Origin of the sequence: uncultured Brachyspira sp., from assembly GCF_949287625.1 — a bacterium.
Taxonomy (GTDB): domain Bacteria; phylum Spirochaetota; class Brachyspiria; order Brachyspirales; family Brachyspiraceae; genus Brachyspira.
This window is the reverse complement of sequence record NZ_CASEGO010000009.1, coordinates 1-20,794: the sequence shown is the minus strand read 5'-3', so window position 1 is coordinate 20,794 and position 20,794 is coordinate 1. Positions and strand designations below refer to the sequence as shown.

The following is a 20,794-nucleotide window of genomic DNA, read 5'->3' as shown; positions in this document are numbered from 1 at the left end:
ATTATAAATATTTATTATCTAGCTATACTAGGAAGTATGCTAAATAGTCTTACAGTAAAAGCACTTGTATAATTAAGCATCCAAGAAGCAAGCATGTATATTACAGCAAGCATTGCTATCATCTTTGGAACAAATGTTAAAGTTTGCTCCTGAATACTTGTAGTAGCCTGAAGTATAGAAATTATCAAACCTACTATTATTGATACACCCAAAACAGGAGCAGAAAGAAGCATAAAAACCCATAATGTTTCCTGCACCAAAACGATAATTGAAGTATCACTCATAAAAAATTCCTTAAAATAAATTAACTATATAAAAACCAAATACTTTTTTATTATTATTGGAAACTTTGAACTATTTGAAGTATTAATAGTTTCCAGCCATCAACTGCAACAAACAAAATTATCTTTAATGGCAAAGATATCATAATAGGCGGAAGCATTATCATACCCATAGCCATAAGTATAGAAGCAACAACCAAGTCTATAACAATAAACGGTATAAATAAATATATTCCCATTTTGAATGCTATAGTAAGTTCATTTATTATAAATGCAGGCACTACTACTATAGTGGGTATTCTATTTAAATCATCTACAGTTTGAATATCTCTAAGCCTTATATTAGTATCACTTATACTCAAGAATAAATCCAAACTTTTCATGCCATTTTCACCTCTTAAAGAGTTAAACATAAACATTCTTATAGGCTGTATACCTCTGCTGTATAATTCATTGACACCTATAGATCCGTTCAAATACGGCTGCAGTGCCTCATTATTTACCTGAGTTAATGTGGGCATCATTATAAAAAATGTAAGGAATAGTGAAAGCCCCATTATCAATGCTCTTGGAGGGGTTTCCTGTAATGACAATGCCCTTTGTACGAAACTTAATACTATTGAAACTCTTATGAAACTCGTTGTCATTATTATAATAGACGGAGACAAAGACAATATTGTTAAAAGAAATAATATTTGAAGACCTAAACTTACCTGCTGCGGAGTCTGTGCCTGAGTCACATTAAGTCCTATTGTAGGTATTGGTATTTGAGTATTATCTTGAGCGTAAGCTACTATCGGCATAAGTAAACATAATACCAAAAATACCATAATAAACTTTCGCATTTGAGAACTCCAACTTTATAAATTTTTTTTCCTAATATTTTTTCTTCTAAAAACGATAATCTTTACAACTTGAATAAAGTTAACATATTATTCTAAAATAGTCAAGTATTATGTTAACTAATTTACAATCAACTCAATAAAAATTAAATCTCATACTAAAAGCAAATAACATTTACAGTACCAATACACTATATATAAAATTTATTTATAGTGTTATTTTAAACAAAAAGCCCCATAATATAACAATTATAATAAATGCCGTTTATACAAAAAAAGCTTTTTATTTCTCCTTCTATCTCAAAACCTAACTTTTTATACAATTTTAATGCTCTTTCATTATCAGTTCTTACAGTTAATTCTATTTTTTCTATAGAATTAAGCCTGCAGTAATCAACAGCATGATTTATAAGTTCACAAGCTATGCCCCTTGACCAATAATCCTTTAATACAGTTATACCAAGCTCCGTTCTATGCCTTATTCTAACCTTATTAATGCCTTTCAAATTACATATTCCTGCAATTTTACCGCTAATTTCATATAAAAACATCTTTTCTAATGTCAAATGCCGTATGCTTTGAAGAAATTCCTCCTCTCTTTTTACATCTAACTGCCTTTCTTGAGAACCAGAAATTAAAAAATCTGTTTCATCAGAGACTTTTTTTATATATTCTATAATATCCTGAGCATCTTCTATATGTGCTTCGCGTATATTATTCATAATATATTACCTGCAATTATTATCGGATTTTATTATGTAAACTGTAATATGATAACTTATTTTTCTTTTTTTGCAATTATTTTAATAGTTTTTTATTTTTTTTATTATACATTTTACACTATAATTGTTATATTAGTTATATGAAGAATAATTATTAAAGGATAAAATATTTATATATGATTAAAAGACTTACATATATTCTTATCTTTTTGGCATATTCTCTTGCCTTATTTTCTGAAACAGACTTTAAAATTGATGATACTATAATTACTAAAATATTAAACGGAAAGGTTTATACATTAGATAATTTAGCAAAAAACAGTATTACAATAATTTTTGATGATAACAAAATAAGCGGTAAATCAACTATTAATACATACAGTGCTTCATACCATATAAAAGGAGATAATATAGAAATTAATGATATATCTGCATCAAAAATGAAAGGTCCTCAAAATTTGATGAAAGAAGAGGAAGAGTATTTACAATTGCTCTCAGAGGCTTACACTTTAGAAATAAAAGGCAATTTTTTAAAAATAAAAACTAAAGATGATAAAGAATTAATATTTAAAGAGGTAGTAGAATTATCATCAAATTATCTTAAAGGAAAAGAGTTTATATTAAAAAACGCCTTTGATGAATTAAATATTACTATTGGTTTTACTAAAAATTATATCTATGGTTATAATAATAGAGATAAATATTTCTCTGCCTATACTATTAATGATGATAAAATTTTAATAAAAGATATAAAAACAGAGAGTACTGAAGAAACAGCTAATGATAAATATATAAATTTGTTAGGAAGTATATCTAAAATATCATTAGAAGGAGACGAGCTTATATTAACAACTAAAGATAAAGAAAAGTTAATATACAAGATGAAGTCTTAATTTTTTATAAACAAAGCAATTATTCATTATTATCAGACTCCTAACACTATTATTGATGGGCTTATGGTTTTCCTTAATCATAAGCCCATTACTATTTTTACTTAAATCACTTAAATATACTTAAAAAATAATAATTAAAAACTTATAATATATTTGTTTTAATTTAATCAACTAAATATATTTTACTGTTTCTTTTTATTAATGTTATATATAGTATAGCTACAAACGTCATTTGTTGCGCTCTTAAGATATATATACAAACCCATTACTTTTTCACTCTATGAATTCTATTTTCATAGAGTGTTTTTTTATATATCTCATTTCTATAATAGAAAAAATATGTTGATTAAATGAATAATTATTTGTATAATAAGAATATAAAATATATGCTAGGATAAGTAAATTGAAATTTTTAAAGAAAATATGGGATAATTACAATAAAATAAATATAGAACAATTTAAAAAATTTTATATTGTGTTCATGTCGGTTATATTTTTAGCAGTTACTATAGTACTTTCTATTTTAGCAGCTGATATAGTTATGCAGCCTGATGTTCAGGCAGTAGAATTATATAAACCAACAATACCTACAAAAATTTATGATATAAAAGGTGAAGTAATATCAGAGTTTTTCACAGAGCAAAGAGCATTAGTTGAATATAAAGACTTACCTCCAGAACTAATAGAAGCCATTATATCTATGGAAGATAATAACTTTATGAAACATTTTGGTATAGATATTTTCGGTATATTCAGAGGTACTATAGGTAATATACTTACTGGAAAAAGAGCCAGAGGAGCAAGTACATTAACTCAGCAGGTAGCAAGAAACATAGTATTAAAATCAAGCGAAAGAACTATAATGAGAAAGTTAAAAGAAATTTGGGTAACTTTCCAGATAGAAAAAAGACTTACAAAAGAAGAAATAGTTACATTATATTTCAATCAAATATATTTCGGACACTCTGTTTACGGTGTTCAGGCAGCAAGCAGATTCTATTTTAATAAAGATGTTCAAAATTTAGATTTGGCAGAATGTGCAATGCTTGCAACACTTCCTCCAGCACCAAATGCCTACTCCCCTATTAATAATCCTAATATATCAATAGCAAGGCATAAAGTTGTATTAAACAGAATGGCTGATTTAAAGTTTATAACAAGAGAAGAAGCAGAAGAAGCCCATAAAGAGTTTTGGGAAACATATACTGGTAAAATAGGAAGAAGAGGTTCTACTGCCTACAGTGCATCTATAGACAGAGCACCATATGTTACAGAGTATGTAAGAAGACAATTAGTTGACAGATACGGTGAAAAAGCATTAAAAGAAGACGGACTTAAAATATACACTACTATAGATATAGAAAAACAAGAAGAAGCTCAAAGATTATTAACTGAAGCACTTACAGAATATAACAATAAATACGAAGGCGGATCTATGGATATTATCAAAATATACGATAGAGAAACCATAGACAGAGTAAAAATGCTTTCTATATTATTTAATCTTCCAGAAAACAGTGCTTATAATAAATTTAATATAGCTGTAAGAGATACTTTAAATAAATATACTACCTTACCATTAGCATTATTATCTGATATATTCGGTATGGAAGAAGTTAATGATATAACTATGGAAGTTATGAAAGCTGATGAAGCAGAACTCTCAAGACAAATTGAAGGAGCATTAGTAGCAATAGACCCTAGAAACGGATATATAGTTTCAATGGTTGGAGGTTCAGGATTTACTGCAAGAAATCAGTTTAACCGTGCTACTCAAGCCAGAAGACAGGCTGGAAGTGCATTCAAACCTTTTGTATATGCTGCATCAATGGATATTAGTAATTACAGCCCTTCTACTATAGTTAGCGATGCTCCTATAGGTTTTGTTCCTGAAGAAGGAGAAGACGGTGAAGTTTGGATACCTAAAAACTACTCTGGAAACTTCAAAGGAGATGTTAGTTTAAGATATGCATTAGCAGCTTCATTAAATATTGCTACTGTTAATGTACTTAACTATGTAGGTATTACTAATGCTATTAACTATGTAGAGCCTATATTTAAAGCTGAACATAATTCTGATAAATCTAAAAGAATGTTTAATCCAGATTTAACTTTAGGACTTGGTACAGGGCTTTTCACACCTTTAGAACTTACAACAGGTTTTGCTGAGTTTGCAAATGAAGGTAAAGAAGTTAATCCTATACTTATAAGATATGTTACAGACAGATACGGCATTGTTATAGATAATTTTGAAGAAGAGCTTAAAAAAGAAGTAACATTAAGAGGAGGACCTAAACAGGTTATAAGCAAAGAGGCTGCATATTTAATAAGCGATATATTAATGGGTGTATTAAGAGGAGGTACAGCTACAAGTGCAATGTATGAAGCTGGATTTACTAGAAGAGGTGCTGGTAAAACAGGTACTTCTAATGACTGGAAAGATGCTTGGTTTGTAGGATATACTCCGGAACTTGCTACTGGAATATGGATTGGTTTTGATTCATTTAAATACTCTTTAGGAAATAATCAGGTTGGCGGAAGAGTGGCTGCTCCTATATGGGGTAAGTATATGGTGACTGCTTTAAAAGAAGTTAAGCCTACTTGGTATGACAGACCTGATGATATTGTAAGTGTGCGGGTATGTGCTATTAGCGGTAAATTACCTGGTCCTTCATGCTATTCATTTCAGACTGATTTATTTATTACTAATAAAATACCAACTGAAACCTGCAATGTATGTTCGCATTATTTGGAAGATTCTAATGAGCTTGACAGTATAATTGATTCCTTCCTTAACTATTGATATTATTAAGAATATATAAACGGATAAAAATATGGTTGATATAAACTCTGATATATTAAGATACAAAAATATATTAGCTGTACCATCTATACATTCTAGGGTATATTTTTCTATGGCAGTGAGAGAGGCTTTTGATAAGTTTAAGCCCGATATTATAGCCATAGAACACCCTGCAAATTTTGCTGATTCCTTACGTGAGGCTGTAAGCAGACTTCCGTATATTAGCTTAATAATAAGAGAAATTGAAAATGAGGCCGTTTATATACCTATAGATCCATGTGATTCCATAATAGAAGCAGTACGTCTTGCCATTGATGAAGAGATCCCTTTTTTTCCCATAGATAAAGATATTACTTCTATAAATACTAATTCGCATTATCTTATGCCTGATGACTATGTTATGAAAAATATAGGACTTGACAGATTCTACAGCGAAGTTAAATCAAAATATATATTTCATAAAGATGATACCGATGAAGAGAGAGAAATATATATGGCTAAAAATATACATGAACTCTCTAAAAAATATGATAAAATACTTCTTGTTATAGGAATGTCTCATTGGGAGAGTATAGTTTCAATATTAAAAAAGCTTGATAAATTAGACAGTAGAGAGAAAGAAGAAATAATAAATAAAAAATTTCATGAAGACGATGAAGAATACGAATACTCTGAGCCTAAAATATATAATGTACATAAAGAATCTTTAAATAAAATGCTTGGAGAGTTTCCGTTTACAACTTATATGTATGAATTATACAGAAACGGGGAATTGGAAAACTTTGATAAAATCAATATAATAGAAACAATATTTAAAGAGGCAAAATTAAGATACAAACTTCCTATATCATTATTGCAGCAAAAAAACATGATGAAATATTTAAGAAATCTATGCCTCTTGGATAACTACATCATACCAGACTATATAGATATGCTGACAGCAGCAAAATGCATGATAAATAATGACTATGCATTAGAAGTTATGGAAGGAATGGAATATTATCCGCATTATACAGAAGAAGATGAAAACTACCCTACCATAAAATTAAATAGAGACCCAAGTACTAATGGTATGGAAGGAATGCTTAAAGATAAAAAAATCAAGCTTCATAAATATGATAATGTATGGAAAACATCTTTTAAAAAAGTTCATGTAACAACACGTCCTAGCGAAAAATATGAAGGCGAATGGGAGGATGTTTGGAATAAAAGAACTAATTTACTTTCGCATGTGCCTGAAGACATACTTATGGAAAAGCATATGAATATATTAAGAGAAAAAATAAGAAATATGCTCACAGAAGATAAAGCTAAAATAGAACCTTTTACTGTAAGCATTAAAGATGGTATTGATATGCGTGAAACTATAAGAAACTACTATAAAAATGAGATATATGTTAAAGAGATTCCAAAGATGAAAGGCAATATCGGACATATGGTAGTAATTTTTGATGATGAGCATGATGAGGATTATGATTGGAATATAGTTTGGTACAGCGAAGCACATGATGACAGCGACTTGATATTATACTCAACAGAACCCGGAAATACTCTTGTAGGACCTGGAATATCAAAATGCTACTTCGGTGGATATGCTTCTTTAATGCCTCCGCAGGCTCCTCATGATGTATGGAGAATGTACTACAGCCTTAAAAAAGAAAATATTGTAAGAAACTATGCCGACCTTTTACTTTATACTGCTATAATATATTCTGTTGACAAATATTTAGGATATGTTGCTCCTAATCCGCCGTCTGATATATTAAAAGAGTTTGCCAAAAAAAATTCTGTTGAAATAGTATATGTACCTCTTGCTACATTTTCAAGCGAGACATTAAGAAAATTAAGACATTTTCATGTACTTGGAAACAAAAGACTTAGAAAAATTGCTGATAATTATATAATTTAATTAATTTTTATAGAAAATTTATTTTTTATATATTCTATATGTTCTAAAGAAGTATAATTCAAAAGCTCAAAAAATAATTTGCTTGGGAAACTTGAATACTTAACATATCTATGGAAAGAGCGAACTAATATATAATATTTTTCATCTAATAACTTTGAACGTCCTAATGCAAGCAAGAATACACCTGCATACTCACCTGTTAATTTTTCGCTGTAATCATATTCATCTTTAAAATCTTTCACTTTTATTAATGTTTCATCTAAATAATTAAATATTTCATTTTTATAACTTTCTATATTATAAACAATACAATCAGCTATTGAAGAAAGTAAAATAGTATTTGCTTCATTTAATATTTTTTTATCCAAGTCAGTATATATATTCAATGTATTTTTTATTATCTCTCTATTAACAATATTTTTTATAGGTGCGTATATTTCATATAATAATTTTAATGCATCTATATTGTTATTGATAATAGTATCAGTAATAGTTTTTTCATCTTTTTTAATCAATGCTTCTTCTATTATATGCCATAAAGGCTTTGAACTAATTATTTTACATAGTAATTTATTTTTTATATAATTATCATCTATAAGTCTTTTTACTGCTTCAATATTCAAAGGCATATTAATAGCCTCTAATTCATAACTTCCAAGCAGATTAGGAGCTTTATCAATTATTATTTTTAATACTCTTTTTTGTATATTTTTTAATTCTATATTTATTAATTCATTTCTTTTTTCTTTATAAGGAAAAACTCTCACTACAGCTTCTATTAATATATCATCATAACTTTTTTCATTACTAACACTACCAGCAATACATACATCATTTTTTGTTTTAATGCCTTCAGTATTTAATAATGTTTCAATATCGCTGGAATAAAGCCATGCATGTTTTGCTGTATTAGAAAAATTATCGTCCCATACCCAATCAACACCTGCACAATTATTTTCAGCTATATATAAAAGCAAATCTGAAATATCTTTATTAAATACTCCAGTATAAGCTAAACAAATTGCAGCAGATCCTCTAACTAAAAGAGATTCACTCGTTTTCATAATATTATAAACTTCTTCAATATGATTATGAACTTCTAATTTTTTATAGCTGTTATCTGTCATATTAATATTGGGATATTCTTTATAATAATTTTTATTAGAAATTTTATAATTATATTGTGCTGCTGTAAAACCTTGTACTAATAAAGTAGAAGCCTGACGAATATAAGCATTAGTTTTATTTCCATTTTCTATTTTCAAACATTCTTCATACGAAACATTCAAAACTTTAGGCAAAGACTTTGATATAAAACATAATAGACGCATAGCCTCTAATGAATTACTTTTATTATAATAATCAATTATATCATATTTATATTTTTTAACAGTACTGTAATATTTTGTCTTATAAAAAAACGGTGTATTAATAAAATGATTTTCTCCTAATGCTATTCTCGATAGAAATATACATGCCAATTCTGAAGCATTATTATTAAACTTAAGTAAATCAGCCAAATAAGGAACTGCCATTTTTGAAGATTTATAAACACTTCCCTGATGAGTAGTTGCAGAGTAAAGACCATAAACACCAAAGTTAACATCATTATCATCATCGCTTGTAAGAGCCTCTATGTAATAAGGAGTTAAATCTGCTTTACCATAAGCATCATAAACATTTCCCCATTTTTCATCATAAAGCCCATTAGGAACATATCTGTTTTTTCCTGTCAATGGAGGACGTTCTGTTTTATCCAATTGAAATTCAGAATTATTATCATCTTCTACATAATAATTATCCCATTTTGGATATGATTCTATATTCATAATAATTTATATTCCTTACAGAATTTTATTGCCGCTTCAAATCCTTCATTTGCCAATTCTGATATAAAATTATTAAACTCATTCAAATTATCTTCATCTTCTAAAGCTAACTCATAAGATTTCTTTATATCTTCAAATGCTTCATCATTTAATTTTTTAAAATCATTAATATTTTTTTCAGCAGCTTCAAGTTTAATCTCTGCTCTATTTAAATATAATAACCAATACTTACTGTCTAATTCAATAGCTTTATCACAATCTTTAATAGATTCTTCGTATTTATTTAACTTATATAAAATTAAAGCCCTGTTCCCATAACCCTCTATATAATATTCATCTATCTCTAATAATTGATTATAAATATTCAAAGCCTGCTCATAATTTTCATTAATATCGTAATATAATGCTTTATTAAAATATGCATTTATATTATTATTATCAAGTTCTATAGCTTTATCGTAATCTTTTATAATATCTTCTTCATCATAATTCAATTCAGCCTTTGCATTTCCTCTGTTATTATAAGCATTGCTGTACAGAGGATTTATTTCAATAGCTTTATCGTAATCATCTAATGCACTTTCAAAATCTTCTAAATTATCTTTTGCAAGTCCTCTATTATAATAGTAATGTGAATCCTCATTATTTAATTCTATTGCATAGGTAAAATCTTCAACAGCCTTTTCAAACTCTCCTAATGCAGAATAACATAAACCTCTATTATTATAAACATCATCAATACTATTATTAAGTTCTATACTTTTAGTGTAATCTTCAATGGCTTTATCATAATCACCCATATAGTATTCAGTTACACCTTTATTATAATATATATCTGCATTATTATTATCCAATTTTAAAGCGGTATTAAAATCATCTAATGCCTCTTTATATTTACCTAAATTGCTTTTGGCAAGTCCTCTGTAATTATAAACTTCTTTACTATCTCCATTATAAAATATTAGTTTATCACAATATTCTATAGCCTTTTCATAATCCCCATTACCAAATGCTTCATCTGCCAATTTTAATAAATCATCTGCCATAACTTATCCTTAATTTATACATACTAATATAATAAACAATCTCTTGCAGATTATATAAATATACTGAAAATTTTTAAGTTTGTCAAGATTACCTATTATTATACCAAATAAGTAACTTACTATACATCTAAAACATATTTTGTTGATTACTAATAATACATTATGTTACAAATAAATTATAATTACATTTATAAATAATTAAAATTTGACAAAATATAGTTGTTTAGGTATATAGTAAAGATTTTAAACTTGTCAACCGAAAGCCATACTTTTATATTTATTCTGTTAAAGAACATATTTTTAACAAACCTAAAAATTTTTAGATATTGTAATAATAAAAAAAATTGGGCATGCTATTTTTAATAGTATGCCCTTTATAAAAAACAGAAATATGATTATTGAAGATATCTTAATTAAAACTTCGGTCCGAATCTGTATCCTACCTGAACACCAACATCTAAGTTTCCAAATGTTTCATTTTTTACAACATCAGCACTAGCATATGTATCTGACCATGCGAATCCCCAGTCATAACCTATATATAGACCAACATTAATAGCCATATTATCTTTGAAAAATATAGAATAATCAAAAGTACCCCTTATATATGTTCTAGGCTTAACTTTATTATTAATATCTTCAGAAGCAGATGAAGTTTCATAATGTAATTTTGAACTTACATCAAATTTTACTCCAGTATTGATACCAATAGAAAATCCAGATATATTGAATTTAGGATAAAAACCTATATAAATATCATGAACAGTATTTTTATAATTTTCTGTATTATTATTTTTTGAATAATTAAAACCAGTAAAATCATACCCAATAGAACCAAGAAGACTTACTCCCATATTATCCATTATTTGAAACATATACCCTATATCAGCCTCTACTCCTATTTGAAAATTTCCTCCTAATTTAGGATTGCCTGCAACTGATACATTTTTATTAACTAAAGTAATACCAGCACCTATAGGAACATTAACTATCAATTCAAATCCGCCAATTTTAGCATAAGAGATTTGCTGAACTAATATCAATAAACTGCTTATTAGAACAATCTTTGATAATTTAACCATAATATAACTCCTAAAAAATTACTCAGTAATATTACTACTAAATGCGGTAATATTGCTGTAATAATTACTATAATAATTAAGATAATTACTCAATTCTCTCTCACATTTAAGAGCCACAAAATCAACTCTTCTATTTTGTGAAGTATTAGTAATATACTTAGGAATTATATCACTATAAGCAAAAATTTGAACTCTTTTATGAAAAAAACCTGAAGAAAGTATAACATCTCTTATAACACTAGCCCTCCTTTCTGATAACCTGTAATTGATATCTCCATTACCATGACCTATAATATCAGCATGACCTTCTACTATTAAAATACAGTTTCTATTATTACTCATAAAACTCATAACTTCATTCATAACATAATAATAATCATCTATATTATAAGGCTTTTCTTCTCCAAGCCTATAATATATTTCTTTATCTGTATCAAGTAAATATCCTCTTTCTGTTTTGATTAATGAAATATTAGTATTCACATTAAACTCATAATCACATGCATCTTTAACCTCATGAGGTCTATTCCAAGAGAAATATAATCTTCTTTCAGGTATAAAGCAGGCAGTAAAAATAAAAGGAATAATTATAATCAAAAACATTTTCATATATCTCATAAAATCGCCTTATTAAAACCTTATGTTTATAGGTATAAATGAAACAGCAAATTGTTTTGTAAATATTCCATATTCAATAGCCAATGACTGATAGAATATATCAAAGTGAAAGCCTACTCTCATATCATAAAGTTTATAAGATTGTTTATCGCTGGAATTAGGTATGTATAAATCATTTGCTGTTATCTCATGTCCTACTATATTGGCATAACTTCCAATACCGTTTACGCCTACTGTTGATTCCATACTTCCAAAAGTTATATCTGCCCCAACTGAAAAATATGCAGCTAAATATTGTATAACTGGAACTTTTTCTTTCATTTTAAATCCAAATACCAATTTAGGACTTAAAGCAAAAGTTTTCCATTTGCTTCTTAAAAAAGCATTTCCATTGAAAACTACCCCAGTTTCAGTACCGCCGTTAAATCCTAAATATAAAGGTACATATATATTTCTATTTCTCACATCCAAATTTAAATTACCAACATCATAATTAAAATCAAATCTTAAATCTCCAAAAAAATATTTAGTTCTAAATAAATAAGCCTTGAGTGAAGCTCCTATATTCCAACCCATAGATTCTATTTCAACATCATTAACAACAGCTCCGTAAATCTCTTTAAATCCCAAAGAAATACCTCCTCTAAGAGTTAAAGCCAAAGGTATAGGACCTAAATTTACCTGCAAATATGCATTGACATGAGGTATAGGCAATATATCCAATGCCTTTGATAAAGCCTCATAATCATTTTGAGTCCTTGTGGGATTTTTTATATAATCAATATGAAGCAGCGGAACATCACTGTATAAATTAATTCCAAAACTTCCTATAGGAGTATGCATAGGTATAAGAAGCCCTGTATTATTTCCAGAAGCAGCATTAAAAGCCGTTTTCTTTTTTAAAGCATTAAGTACAATAGCGGCAGTTCCTTGCTGCATATTGGCTACTTCCAAAAAACCTAGTGTGGTACCAACCAATAATATTACAGATTCATTGGTTGTAGTATCCAAAACTTTTTCTGGATTTTGTGCTATTGATATGAGTTCTCCAAATGTAAAAGACTTTATTCCGTCATCAAATAATTTATTCATTTGTTCGCTTGAGGTTAAAATATCTAATGTTTCTTTAGGAATATTATTATACATTCCAGTATACTCTATATATGCATTAATAAATGTATTATAATTAAGTCCAGGAAACTGAGAATACAAACTTATCCCTGATAAAATTATCATAAAAAATATAAAAACAATTTTTCTCATAAAAACATTCCCAAATTATAATTCAAAAGTATAATGAGTATAGGCCTTATCTGGAAGAAAATAATCATTGCCTTTATCTTTTATCATTTTAATAATATCAGACATTGTCTTATAATACAAGAAATAATAATCATATTTTTTATAATCTTCCATAGTTTTTGCCTTTATAAGCAGAGCATAATATTTCTCTGATAAGTTTAATGCTGCTTCATACTGAGTATTAAGCTGAAATTCCCTGTCATAATCGACCAAACGCACTATTTTATTATTAAATGTAAACAAATCTCCTCCTCCGCTTTCCCAGCCTATAAAAGTAGTAATATCATTATTAGGCACAATATTAACCCAATCTGATTCCTGTGCCTTATCTGGAGAAATATCAGATACCTGTAATTGATAACTTCCAGATTTTCTTATATGCTCTTCTGTAATAGTAAAATTAGTTTCAAATTTATCAACAGTCTCCATTATCTCTTTTATAGGAGGTATAGGATAAGTAAGATTTAAAGTTCTATAATATTTTCCGTTAAGTAAAGTATATGAAGGCTCTGAAGGTGTTGGAGGTGTTTGAGGCAGACTGCTCATAGCTATCATTTCATCACCTATATAATCAGCTGCATCATAATTTGCTGAAGAGGTTTCTTTTACCCAATTCTTACCATCTTCAGTAGACCATATACCATCAGATTTACCAAAATATTTAACTCCATATCCCCAATAAGGAGCATTATAATAGAACCAATTTGAAACTCCTCCTGTAACATAAAGTTTCTTTCCGTCTGTTTTTATATCATAACCGTCTCTGCTTCCAAATGGATTTTGATTTGTTGTCCAAGTTTTTAACTCTGAAGAAGAGTCATTCAAATCATTAACATAATAATACCCATCTGAAGTAGTAAATATTTTATCATTAGGATCTCTGTATCCTGTAGGGCTTAAATCATATACTGAATACCATCTATTAAACGCATACAATTTATCTTTAAAAAATACTATTTCTATCCTAGTGCAGCCTATTCTTCCCTGCCAGTTATTAGGGTTATTATAATTTGTTTCTGGAAGTTTATATATCTTATCAATATCCTTCGAATTCTTCCAATTAATAAGTGTATCAGAAGAAATACTATGTCTGTATGTTCTAACTTCATAATAATATTCTATATTATATAATGTATCTTTAAAATTACTCGGTTTTATTTCAAATGTAACATCTTTATAAGGAACTTCATATGATCTGTTAGTTAATTCTATATATACTCTATCCTTATCAATAATTAATTTAGAAGAATGAAGATTAGTCCAATATTGAACTTTGCTCAAATCTTCATTTGGTGATAAGCTATGTATTTTTATTATTGTATTTCCATCATCAGCTATTTTTAATACCGCCCCTTTTCCTGTTCTGTTTAATTGTTTTTTATCAGGATCATATTTATATTCATTAGCAGCTAAGACATACCATTCATTTTTATATCTAAATCTTTTTGTAAATCCGCCGAATACTGTGCCGTCTTGAACTATTTCTGGATTTATTTCTATCGGCTTTTCTTCTGTTTCTTCAGGAGGCAGAGGTAAAGGACTTGGATTAGGATAATCTGGTATATCCTCTTCTTTATCATTATCAGACGGAAATGCCGTAGGAGGAGGAATATGAACTGGACTTAATATATTTATCTTCTTACATGAAAATATAACAATCACAATTAATAAAATAAGAAAAAATAGTTTTTTCATAATAAAATTCCAAATTATATACTTTCTCTTATAAATACGTAAAAATAAAAAAACATTCGTAAAATATATTATTTTTTTTATTTATTTTATTGTAAAATTATTATAGATATATAATTTAGATTATTGATAAATCATTGTTAAGATACAAAATATTTATTAATCAATTTAAATTACTATTAACAATATTTATTATAACTTTAATTAATATAAAATATATATATTTCATATTAATTAGTCATTATTTTTTAATACAAATAAAATTATAATGACATAAATAAATTGAATAACATATCAATATTATTTAATTTATTATAATAATACATACTTTTAAAATATTATATTCATTAATTTAATGTATATAATAGCTGTATATAATAATATATTTGAAATTTAATATTTTGCTGCAAACCTATTATATTTTTTGTAAACATAATTTATGTAGTGTAAAAGTTTTTTAAACAAAATTTAAATATTTCTATTAGTAGTTAAAAATAAAAAAAAATGTGGACTTCTATTTACTTATTGTGATTTTTGTATATATTATATAGTATAAATATTAATTTAGGAGAAATGAATGGAAAAAAAATTTAAACTTGGATTAGTACCTAGACTAATCATCGGAATTCTGCTCGGTATATTCTTTGGACAGCAATTTATACCAGAAGTAATATCTAGATTAATCGTTACTCTTTCTGGAATTTTTAGTTCTTATTTAAGTTTCGTAATACCTTTGATGATTTTAGCTTATGTAACTATGGGTATAGCAGGTTTAAGAGAAGGTTCAGGTTTTTTATTGGCCGTAACATGTGCATTGGCTTATGCTTCAACTCTAATATCAGGTACGGCATCTTTTACAGTAGCTTATAATCTATTCCCTAGCTTTATGAATTCGGAAGATATTCAAAAAATAGCTGAAACTGCAGGAAAGTCTTTAGAGCCTTTTCTCTCTTTGAAATTTCCGCCTATACTTGATACTTTATCGGCAGTTTTATTTGCATTCATATTAGGACTAGGTATTTCTACTTTAAGAGCAAGTGAAAATAAAATGGGAGATTATTTGTATAACTCTTTCGGTGAACTATCTAATATAATAGACAGAACTTTAAGAATTTCAATAATACCATTCCTGCCTCTTTATATTTGCGGTACTTTTGTAAATATGACTAAAAGCGGACAAACATTTGTAATATTGGGAATATTGTGGAAAGTATTCTTAGTTGTAATATTAATGCATTTCATATATTTAGTTATAGTATTCTTTGTTGCAGGAGCTATAGGAAAGAAAAGTCCGATATTTCTTATCAAAAATCAAATACGCGGATATATCACCGCTTTAGGTACTCAGTCATCAGCTGCCACTATACCTGTAAACTTGCAGTGTGCCGAAAAAGACGGAATATCTGAACAAATAAGAAACTTCGTAGTACCTCTTTGTGCTAATATACACATGGCAGGCTCTATGATAACAATTACAGCATGTGCTACTGCTGTATGTTTAATGAATCAAATACCTATTTCTTATACTATAGTACTTCCTTTCATTCTTATACTTGGTATAGCTATGGTTGCCTCTCCAGGTGCTCCGGGCGGTTCCATAATGACAGCTTTGCCTTTCCTCTATATGGTAGGATTAGGTGCTCCAGACAGTCCTTTATGTGCTATAATGGTTGCTTTATACATTACTCAAGACTCATTTGGTACTGCATGTAATGTTTCCGGAGACAATGCTTTAGGTGTTATAGTAGATACTATATACAAGAAAAAAATTGTAAAATCTGCATAAAATTGACATATAATAAAATTGCCATATAATTAATAAAAAGCCGTCTATAAAATATTTTATAGGCGGTTTTATTTTTATATATACTGAAAATTTTTTATTTTATCAACTTATGCACATTATACAGAATTATCAACTTTTTTGACGCACAAAAAAGTTGATAAAAACGCAATTACTAGAACTTTATATTTTATATATACGTATTAAATATAGTGTATATCCATAAATTTAGGTTAAAAATGCAGTTCTTTTGGTTCTTTTATACCACGCCACAGGCGGAAAGGCGTCATAAAAGAACTAGGGTGCGGCACGACTGTGTGCTTCTCAGGGCTAGTCCCCGCAATTATAAATAAAAATAGTTTTGAAAAAAGTCTAATAAAAAAGCTGATAACCCAACATAATAAGTTATCAGCTTTTTATTCCAATACTAAAAATTAATTTAGTCAGTTCTATTATTTTTTATCCGACTTTCCAGTTATTAAAGGCATATAATCAAAGAATGAATATATAGTTATTATTGTTACAACTAATAAACTATAATATATTATTTCATTATACGGTAAAACTATAGAAGTGTGTTTCAATATCTTTATTAAGAATATTATAACAACAGCAGCAGCTCTTGAGGCAGTTTTTAATTTTCCGCTGAACTTGGCAGCAACAGCAAATCCTCTAAGACCTCCTAATATTCTTATAAACATAGAAAACATATCCCTATAAAGCGAAATTATATACATCCATATAGGCATAGAACCTTCATACAAAAATATAGTAAACATAGTTATATGAAATACAGTATCCGCAAAAGGATCTAATACCTTACCTAAATCACTAACCAAATTAAATTTTCTAGCCATAGCCCCGTCTAAAGCATCAGTTATCTCTAATACTATTAGAAATATTAATGCAAGTACAGCACTTATCATAGAATTATAAAAATATAAAAATATAACAAGCGGCGATAAAACTATTCTGCTAATACTTAGTAAATTAGGTATTTGCTTTTTCATAATTTGCTCCTATAATATAAAATTATTGCTGAATATTTTCATCTAATCTAATATTATCCTCTTCTGTCATATCTGTATCATTATTAGCCGCATTTTGTTCATCTTCTTCTGTTTTTATATAGTAACTTCTGTCACGCATAGCAGCAGCATATATAGAATAATCAACTTCATATATTATTCCGCTTTCTGGTTTTACATATACTCTGTTATCATTATTATCATATACTATTTCATAGCTTTTTTTAGTATTATCTTCCATATATATTGTAATAACGGCATCTGGAATTCTAAATAATCTCTCCAAATATTTTATCATATTATCATCATATACAAATCCTGATGCCTTAACTAAAGATAAAGTTTCAAAATCTCTATAAGCCTTATCTAAATTGATCTCCTCCTCTACTCCATCAACAATCCAATTAGTTCGGTTTTCTTTTCTTATAATATTAGTATAATCTCTTACATTGCTTTCTGTTCTAATTACTGAATCTATATATATAGGTCTGTCAAATATCTGCTTATCTCTTAGCATATCAATAGTTTTCTTTAATGCCTCTATATATATTAACTCAACACTAAAATATTCATCATTATATTTTACATAATATCTTTCTTCATCTGGAGTTTTATTTCCAACAAATATCTTATACTCTTTATTTCCTTCCCAAACTGTAAACTCATTGCTTGGATTTTCAAGTCCGAATGATTCAAGCTCGCTAAGATTAGTAATAGTCATGTCAATATTAAGTGTATTAAAGTTTTTAACATTGGCAAAAGCCTCTAACTGATCTATTTTATAATTATTAGAAGGCGAAATTATTTTCCAAGTTTCATCTATTTTTTCTACTATAATCGGTTCTTCTGCATATTTTAATTCATATTTTGTAACATTTGTTTCATTAAGTTCAAAAAGCTGAGTTCTAGGCTTATTGGCTTCAATTTGTATACGTTTTTGTTTTGTAGTAATAAAAGCTATAACACTTATTACTGCAAGTACAACAAGTAAAACTATAATTTTAGTAATATTCTTTTTCATTTATATAATCCCTATTTTAATTTAATTTCTAATATCGTAAATTATTTCCTATTTTCCAGCATAATATTTGATAAATACAAAAATATTACTGTAACAGACAAGAAATAAACAATATCTCTCAAATCTAATACACCTCTTGCAATATTAGCAAAATGGTAATCTCCGCTTATAACTTCTATAATATTAACAGATGACGGAAAAAGCAAGGTTAAATATCTTAAAAACATGTTTAATGATATCATAATAGCAAGTCCTACTATCAAAGCTACTATTTGATTTTTTGTAGTTGATGAGGCAAATATACCAATAGCACATAATGCCATAATAAGAAAAACACTTCCAATATACCCAGCTATTACAGGTCCCATATCAAGCCTTCCTAAAAACATCAATGTAATAGGATATAATATAGTAGGAATTAATGCAAAAAGCATAAATATAACAGCTGATAAAAATTTACCTATTATAATTTCTAAAGGAGAAACTGACTGCGTGCTTATAAGTTCATAAGAACCGCTTGAAAACTCGCTTGATAACAACCCCATTGTTATAGGCGGTATTATTAAAGATAGTATTAAAGGCAGAATGCTGAAAAAATCCTGCATATCATTCTGCTGAAGTATAAAAAATCTTGAGAAAAAATATACCCCGCTTACTATCAAAAATATTGCTGAAAATATATATGCTATAGGCGAAAAGAAAATATGTCTTAATTCTTTTTTTAGTATAACAATAGATTTATTTATAATATGATTTATTTTATTTACTGAAAAAACATTCTCCACTTATTTATCTCCTTTTGTAAGTGTATGGAACACCTCTTCTAAATTTTCTCTCTCTTTTATCATTTCATATATTACCCAATCTGTACTTTTGATAAATGCATAAATTTTTTCTCTAGGCTCTTCATCATTGGAATATACTATTATATCTTTCAAGTTATCATTATTTTCTATTTTCACATCATAAACATTTTCTATTTTTTTAAGTTTTTCTATTATTTTATTATTATCATCGCTAGTTTTAATAGATAATTTTATTCTTGAAGATATTTTATTTTCTTTGTTATTATTTAAAGTTAAATGTTTAGGGTCAGCATCTGCAATAACATTACCCTGATTAATAATAATAGCCCTAGAACAAGTAGCTTCAACTTCGCTTAATATATGAGTTGATATAAGTACAGTTTTTTCTCTGCCAAGTTCTTTTATAAGCTCTCTGATTTCTACTATCTGATTTGGGTCAAGTCCGTTTGTAGGTTCATCTAATATAAGTATTTTAGGGTCATGAATTATAGCACCTGCAATACCAACTCTCTGCTTATAACCTTTTGAAAGCTCTCCTATTGATTTTGATATAACATCTTTCAAACTGCATGCTTCTACAACATATTTAAGTCTTTCATTTAATCTGCTTCTTTCAAGTTCTTGTATCTCAGCCATATAAACTAGATAATCAAACACACTCATATCATCATAAAGCGGTGCTGATTCTGGTAAATATCCTATAATTTTTTTTACTTCCATCTCATTATCTAATATGCTTTTTCCGTCAATAACAGCATTTCCGCTTGTAGGAGAAAGATAACAGGTAAGTATTCTCAAAGTAGTAGACTTTCCAGCACCATTAGGACCTAATATTCCTACTATTTCACCTGCATTTATTTCAAAACTCACGCCTTTTAAAGCATGAAAATCACCATAGTATTTACTTAAATTTTCTACTGATATCATTTTATTCCTTTTATCTGCTAAATAAATATTAAATAAAATAATTTTATTTATGAATTAAAAAAACATTATAATATATATAAAGTAAAAAAACAATAATGCATTTTAACTAACTTTGTTTAAGAGCCATAGATATTGCACAGTTTTAGTTTAAAAAAAGGAGGTATTCCTTATAATTTAAATTATCACAACAAACAAAAAGGAATACCTATG

General features: G+C 27.7%; 17 protein-coding genes. 4 read left to right on the top strand and 13 right to left on the bottom strand.

The genetic code is table 11. From position 1 onward, the window contains the following. Positions 1-14: 14 nt before the first annotated feature. From fliQ to Q1X91_RS03360, 3 genes are all read right to left on the bottom strand, one after another. On the bottom strand, positions 15-284 hold the full coding sequence (fliQ, locus tag Q1X91_RS03370) for a flagellar biosynthesis protein FliQ (RefSeq protein WP_012669897.1): 270 nt from the start codon (positions 282-284) through the stop codon (positions 15-17). Positions 285-337: 53 nt separating this feature from the next. After that, positions 338-1,126, bottom strand: a complete 789-nt coding sequence (gene fliP, locus Q1X91_RS03365) for a flagellar type III secretion system pore protein FliP (RefSeq protein WP_300753412.1) — start codon at positions 1,124-1,126, stop codon at positions 338-340. Between the two features lie 218 nt (positions 1,127-1,344). Next, positions 1,345-1,845 (bottom strand): GNAT family protein, encoded by a 501-nt coding sequence (locus Q1X91_RS03360; RefSeq protein WP_300753410.1) that lies wholly within the window; start codon positions 1,843-1,845, stop codon positions 1,345-1,347. A 176-nt stretch (positions 1,846-2,021) separates the two neighbouring features. On the opposite strand from Q1X91_RS03360, the gene Q1X91_RS03355 reads away from it, so the two are divergent. The 3 genes from Q1X91_RS03355 (at position 2,022) to Q1X91_RS03345 (ending at position 7,450) form a co-directional block, all read left to right on the top strand. Next, positions 2,022-2,738, top strand: coding sequence for an META domain-containing protein (locus Q1X91_RS03355; RefSeq protein WP_300753409.1), 717 nt, complete (start codon positions 2,022-2,024; stop codon positions 2,736-2,738). A 481-nt stretch (positions 2,739-3,219) separates the two neighbouring features. Further along, positions 3,220-5,541 carry a PBP1A family penicillin-binding protein gene (locus tag Q1X91_RS03350; RefSeq protein WP_366945488.1) on the top strand — a complete coding sequence of 774 codons (2,322 nt, stop codon included), beginning with the start codon at positions 3,220-3,222 and terminating at the stop codon, positions 5,539-5,541. A 31-nt stretch (positions 5,542-5,572) separates the two neighbouring features. Continuing rightward, a complete protein-coding gene (locus Q1X91_RS03345) occupies positions 5,573-7,450 on the top strand; it encodes a conjugal transfer protein TraB (RefSeq protein ID WP_300753406.1) in 1,878 nt (625 codons plus the stop codon). Here Q1X91_RS03345 and Q1X91_RS03340 read toward each other — a convergent pair. From Q1X91_RS03340 to Q1X91_RS03315, 6 genes are all read right to left on the bottom strand, one after another. After that, the gene (locus tag Q1X91_RS03340; protein ID WP_300753404.1) at positions 7,447-9,279 is read right to left on the bottom strand and encodes a hypothetical protein; all 1,833 of its coding nucleotides are present in this window, start codon (positions 9,277-9,279) and stop codon (positions 7,447-7,449) included. The two genes, Q1X91_RS03345 and Q1X91_RS03340, sit on opposite strands and share 4 nt — an antisense overlap. After that, complete coding sequence (locus tag Q1X91_RS03335; protein ID WP_300753402.1) at positions 9,276-10,325, bottom strand: tetratricopeptide repeat protein; 1,050 nt, start codon at positions 10,323-10,325, stop codon at positions 9,276-9,278. Before Q1X91_RS03335 ends, Q1X91_RS03340 begins: the two co-directional genes overlap by 4 nt. 413 nt (positions 10,326-10,738) lie before the next feature. Beyond that, positions 10,739-11,407, bottom strand: a complete 669-nt coding sequence (locus Q1X91_RS03330) for a hypothetical protein (RefSeq protein WP_300753400.1) — start codon at positions 11,405-11,407, stop codon at positions 10,739-10,741. 18 nt (positions 11,408-11,425) lie between these two features. Continuing rightward, positions 11,426-12,025, bottom strand: coding sequence for an OmpA family protein (locus Q1X91_RS03325; protein ID WP_300753398.1), 600 nt, complete (start codon positions 12,023-12,025; stop codon positions 11,426-11,428). A 12-nt stretch (positions 12,026-12,037) separates the two neighbouring features. Beyond that, a complete protein-coding gene (locus Q1X91_RS03320; protein ID WP_300753396.1) occupies positions 12,038-13,288 on the bottom strand; it encodes a hypothetical protein in 1,251 nt (416 codons plus the stop codon). 15 nt (positions 13,289-13,303) lie between these two features. Then, the gene (locus Q1X91_RS03315; RefSeq protein WP_300753394.1) at positions 13,304-15,022 is read right to left on the bottom strand and encodes a hypothetical protein; all 1,719 of its coding nucleotides are present in this window, start codon (positions 15,020-15,022) and stop codon (positions 13,304-13,306) included. A gap of 574 nt (positions 15,023-15,596) precedes the next feature. Between Q1X91_RS03315 and Q1X91_RS03310 the strand changes: the two genes are divergently transcribed. Next, a complete protein-coding gene (locus tag Q1X91_RS03310; protein WP_300753393.1) occupies positions 15,597-16,805 on the top strand; it encodes a dicarboxylate/amino acid:cation symporter in 1,209 nt (402 codons plus the stop codon). Positions 16,806-17,254: 449 nt separating this feature from the next. On the opposite strand, the gene pgsA is transcribed toward Q1X91_RS03310, so the two are convergent. Genes pgsA through Q1X91_RS03290 form a run of 4 tightly spaced genes read right to left on the bottom strand, consistent with a single transcriptional unit; the run spans position 17,255 to position 20,584 of the window. Then, a complete protein-coding gene (pgsA, locus tag Q1X91_RS03305; RefSeq protein WP_300753391.1) occupies positions 17,255-17,812 on the bottom strand; it encodes a CDP-diacylglycerol--glycerol-3-phosphate 3-phosphatidyltransferase in 558 nt (185 codons plus the stop codon). A gap of 22 nt (positions 17,813-17,834) precedes the next feature. Then, entirely contained in the window at positions 17,835-18,851 is a 1,017-nt protein-coding gene (locus Q1X91_RS03300) for a DUF4340 domain-containing protein (RefSeq protein ID WP_300753389.1), read from the bottom strand. A 41-nt stretch (positions 18,852-18,892) separates the two neighbouring features. Next, positions 18,893-19,636 carry an ABC transporter gene (locus Q1X91_RS03295; protein ID WP_300753387.1) on the bottom strand — a complete coding sequence of 248 codons (744 nt, stop codon included), beginning with the start codon at positions 19,634-19,636 and terminating at the stop codon, positions 18,893-18,895. Continuing rightward, the gene (locus Q1X91_RS03290) at positions 19,637-20,584 is read right to left on the bottom strand and encodes an ATP-binding cassette domain-containing protein (protein ID WP_300753386.1); all 948 of its coding nucleotides are present in this window, start codon (positions 20,582-20,584) and stop codon (positions 19,637-19,639) included. It abuts the gene before it with no gap. Positions 20,585-20,794 lie beyond the last annotated feature (210 nt).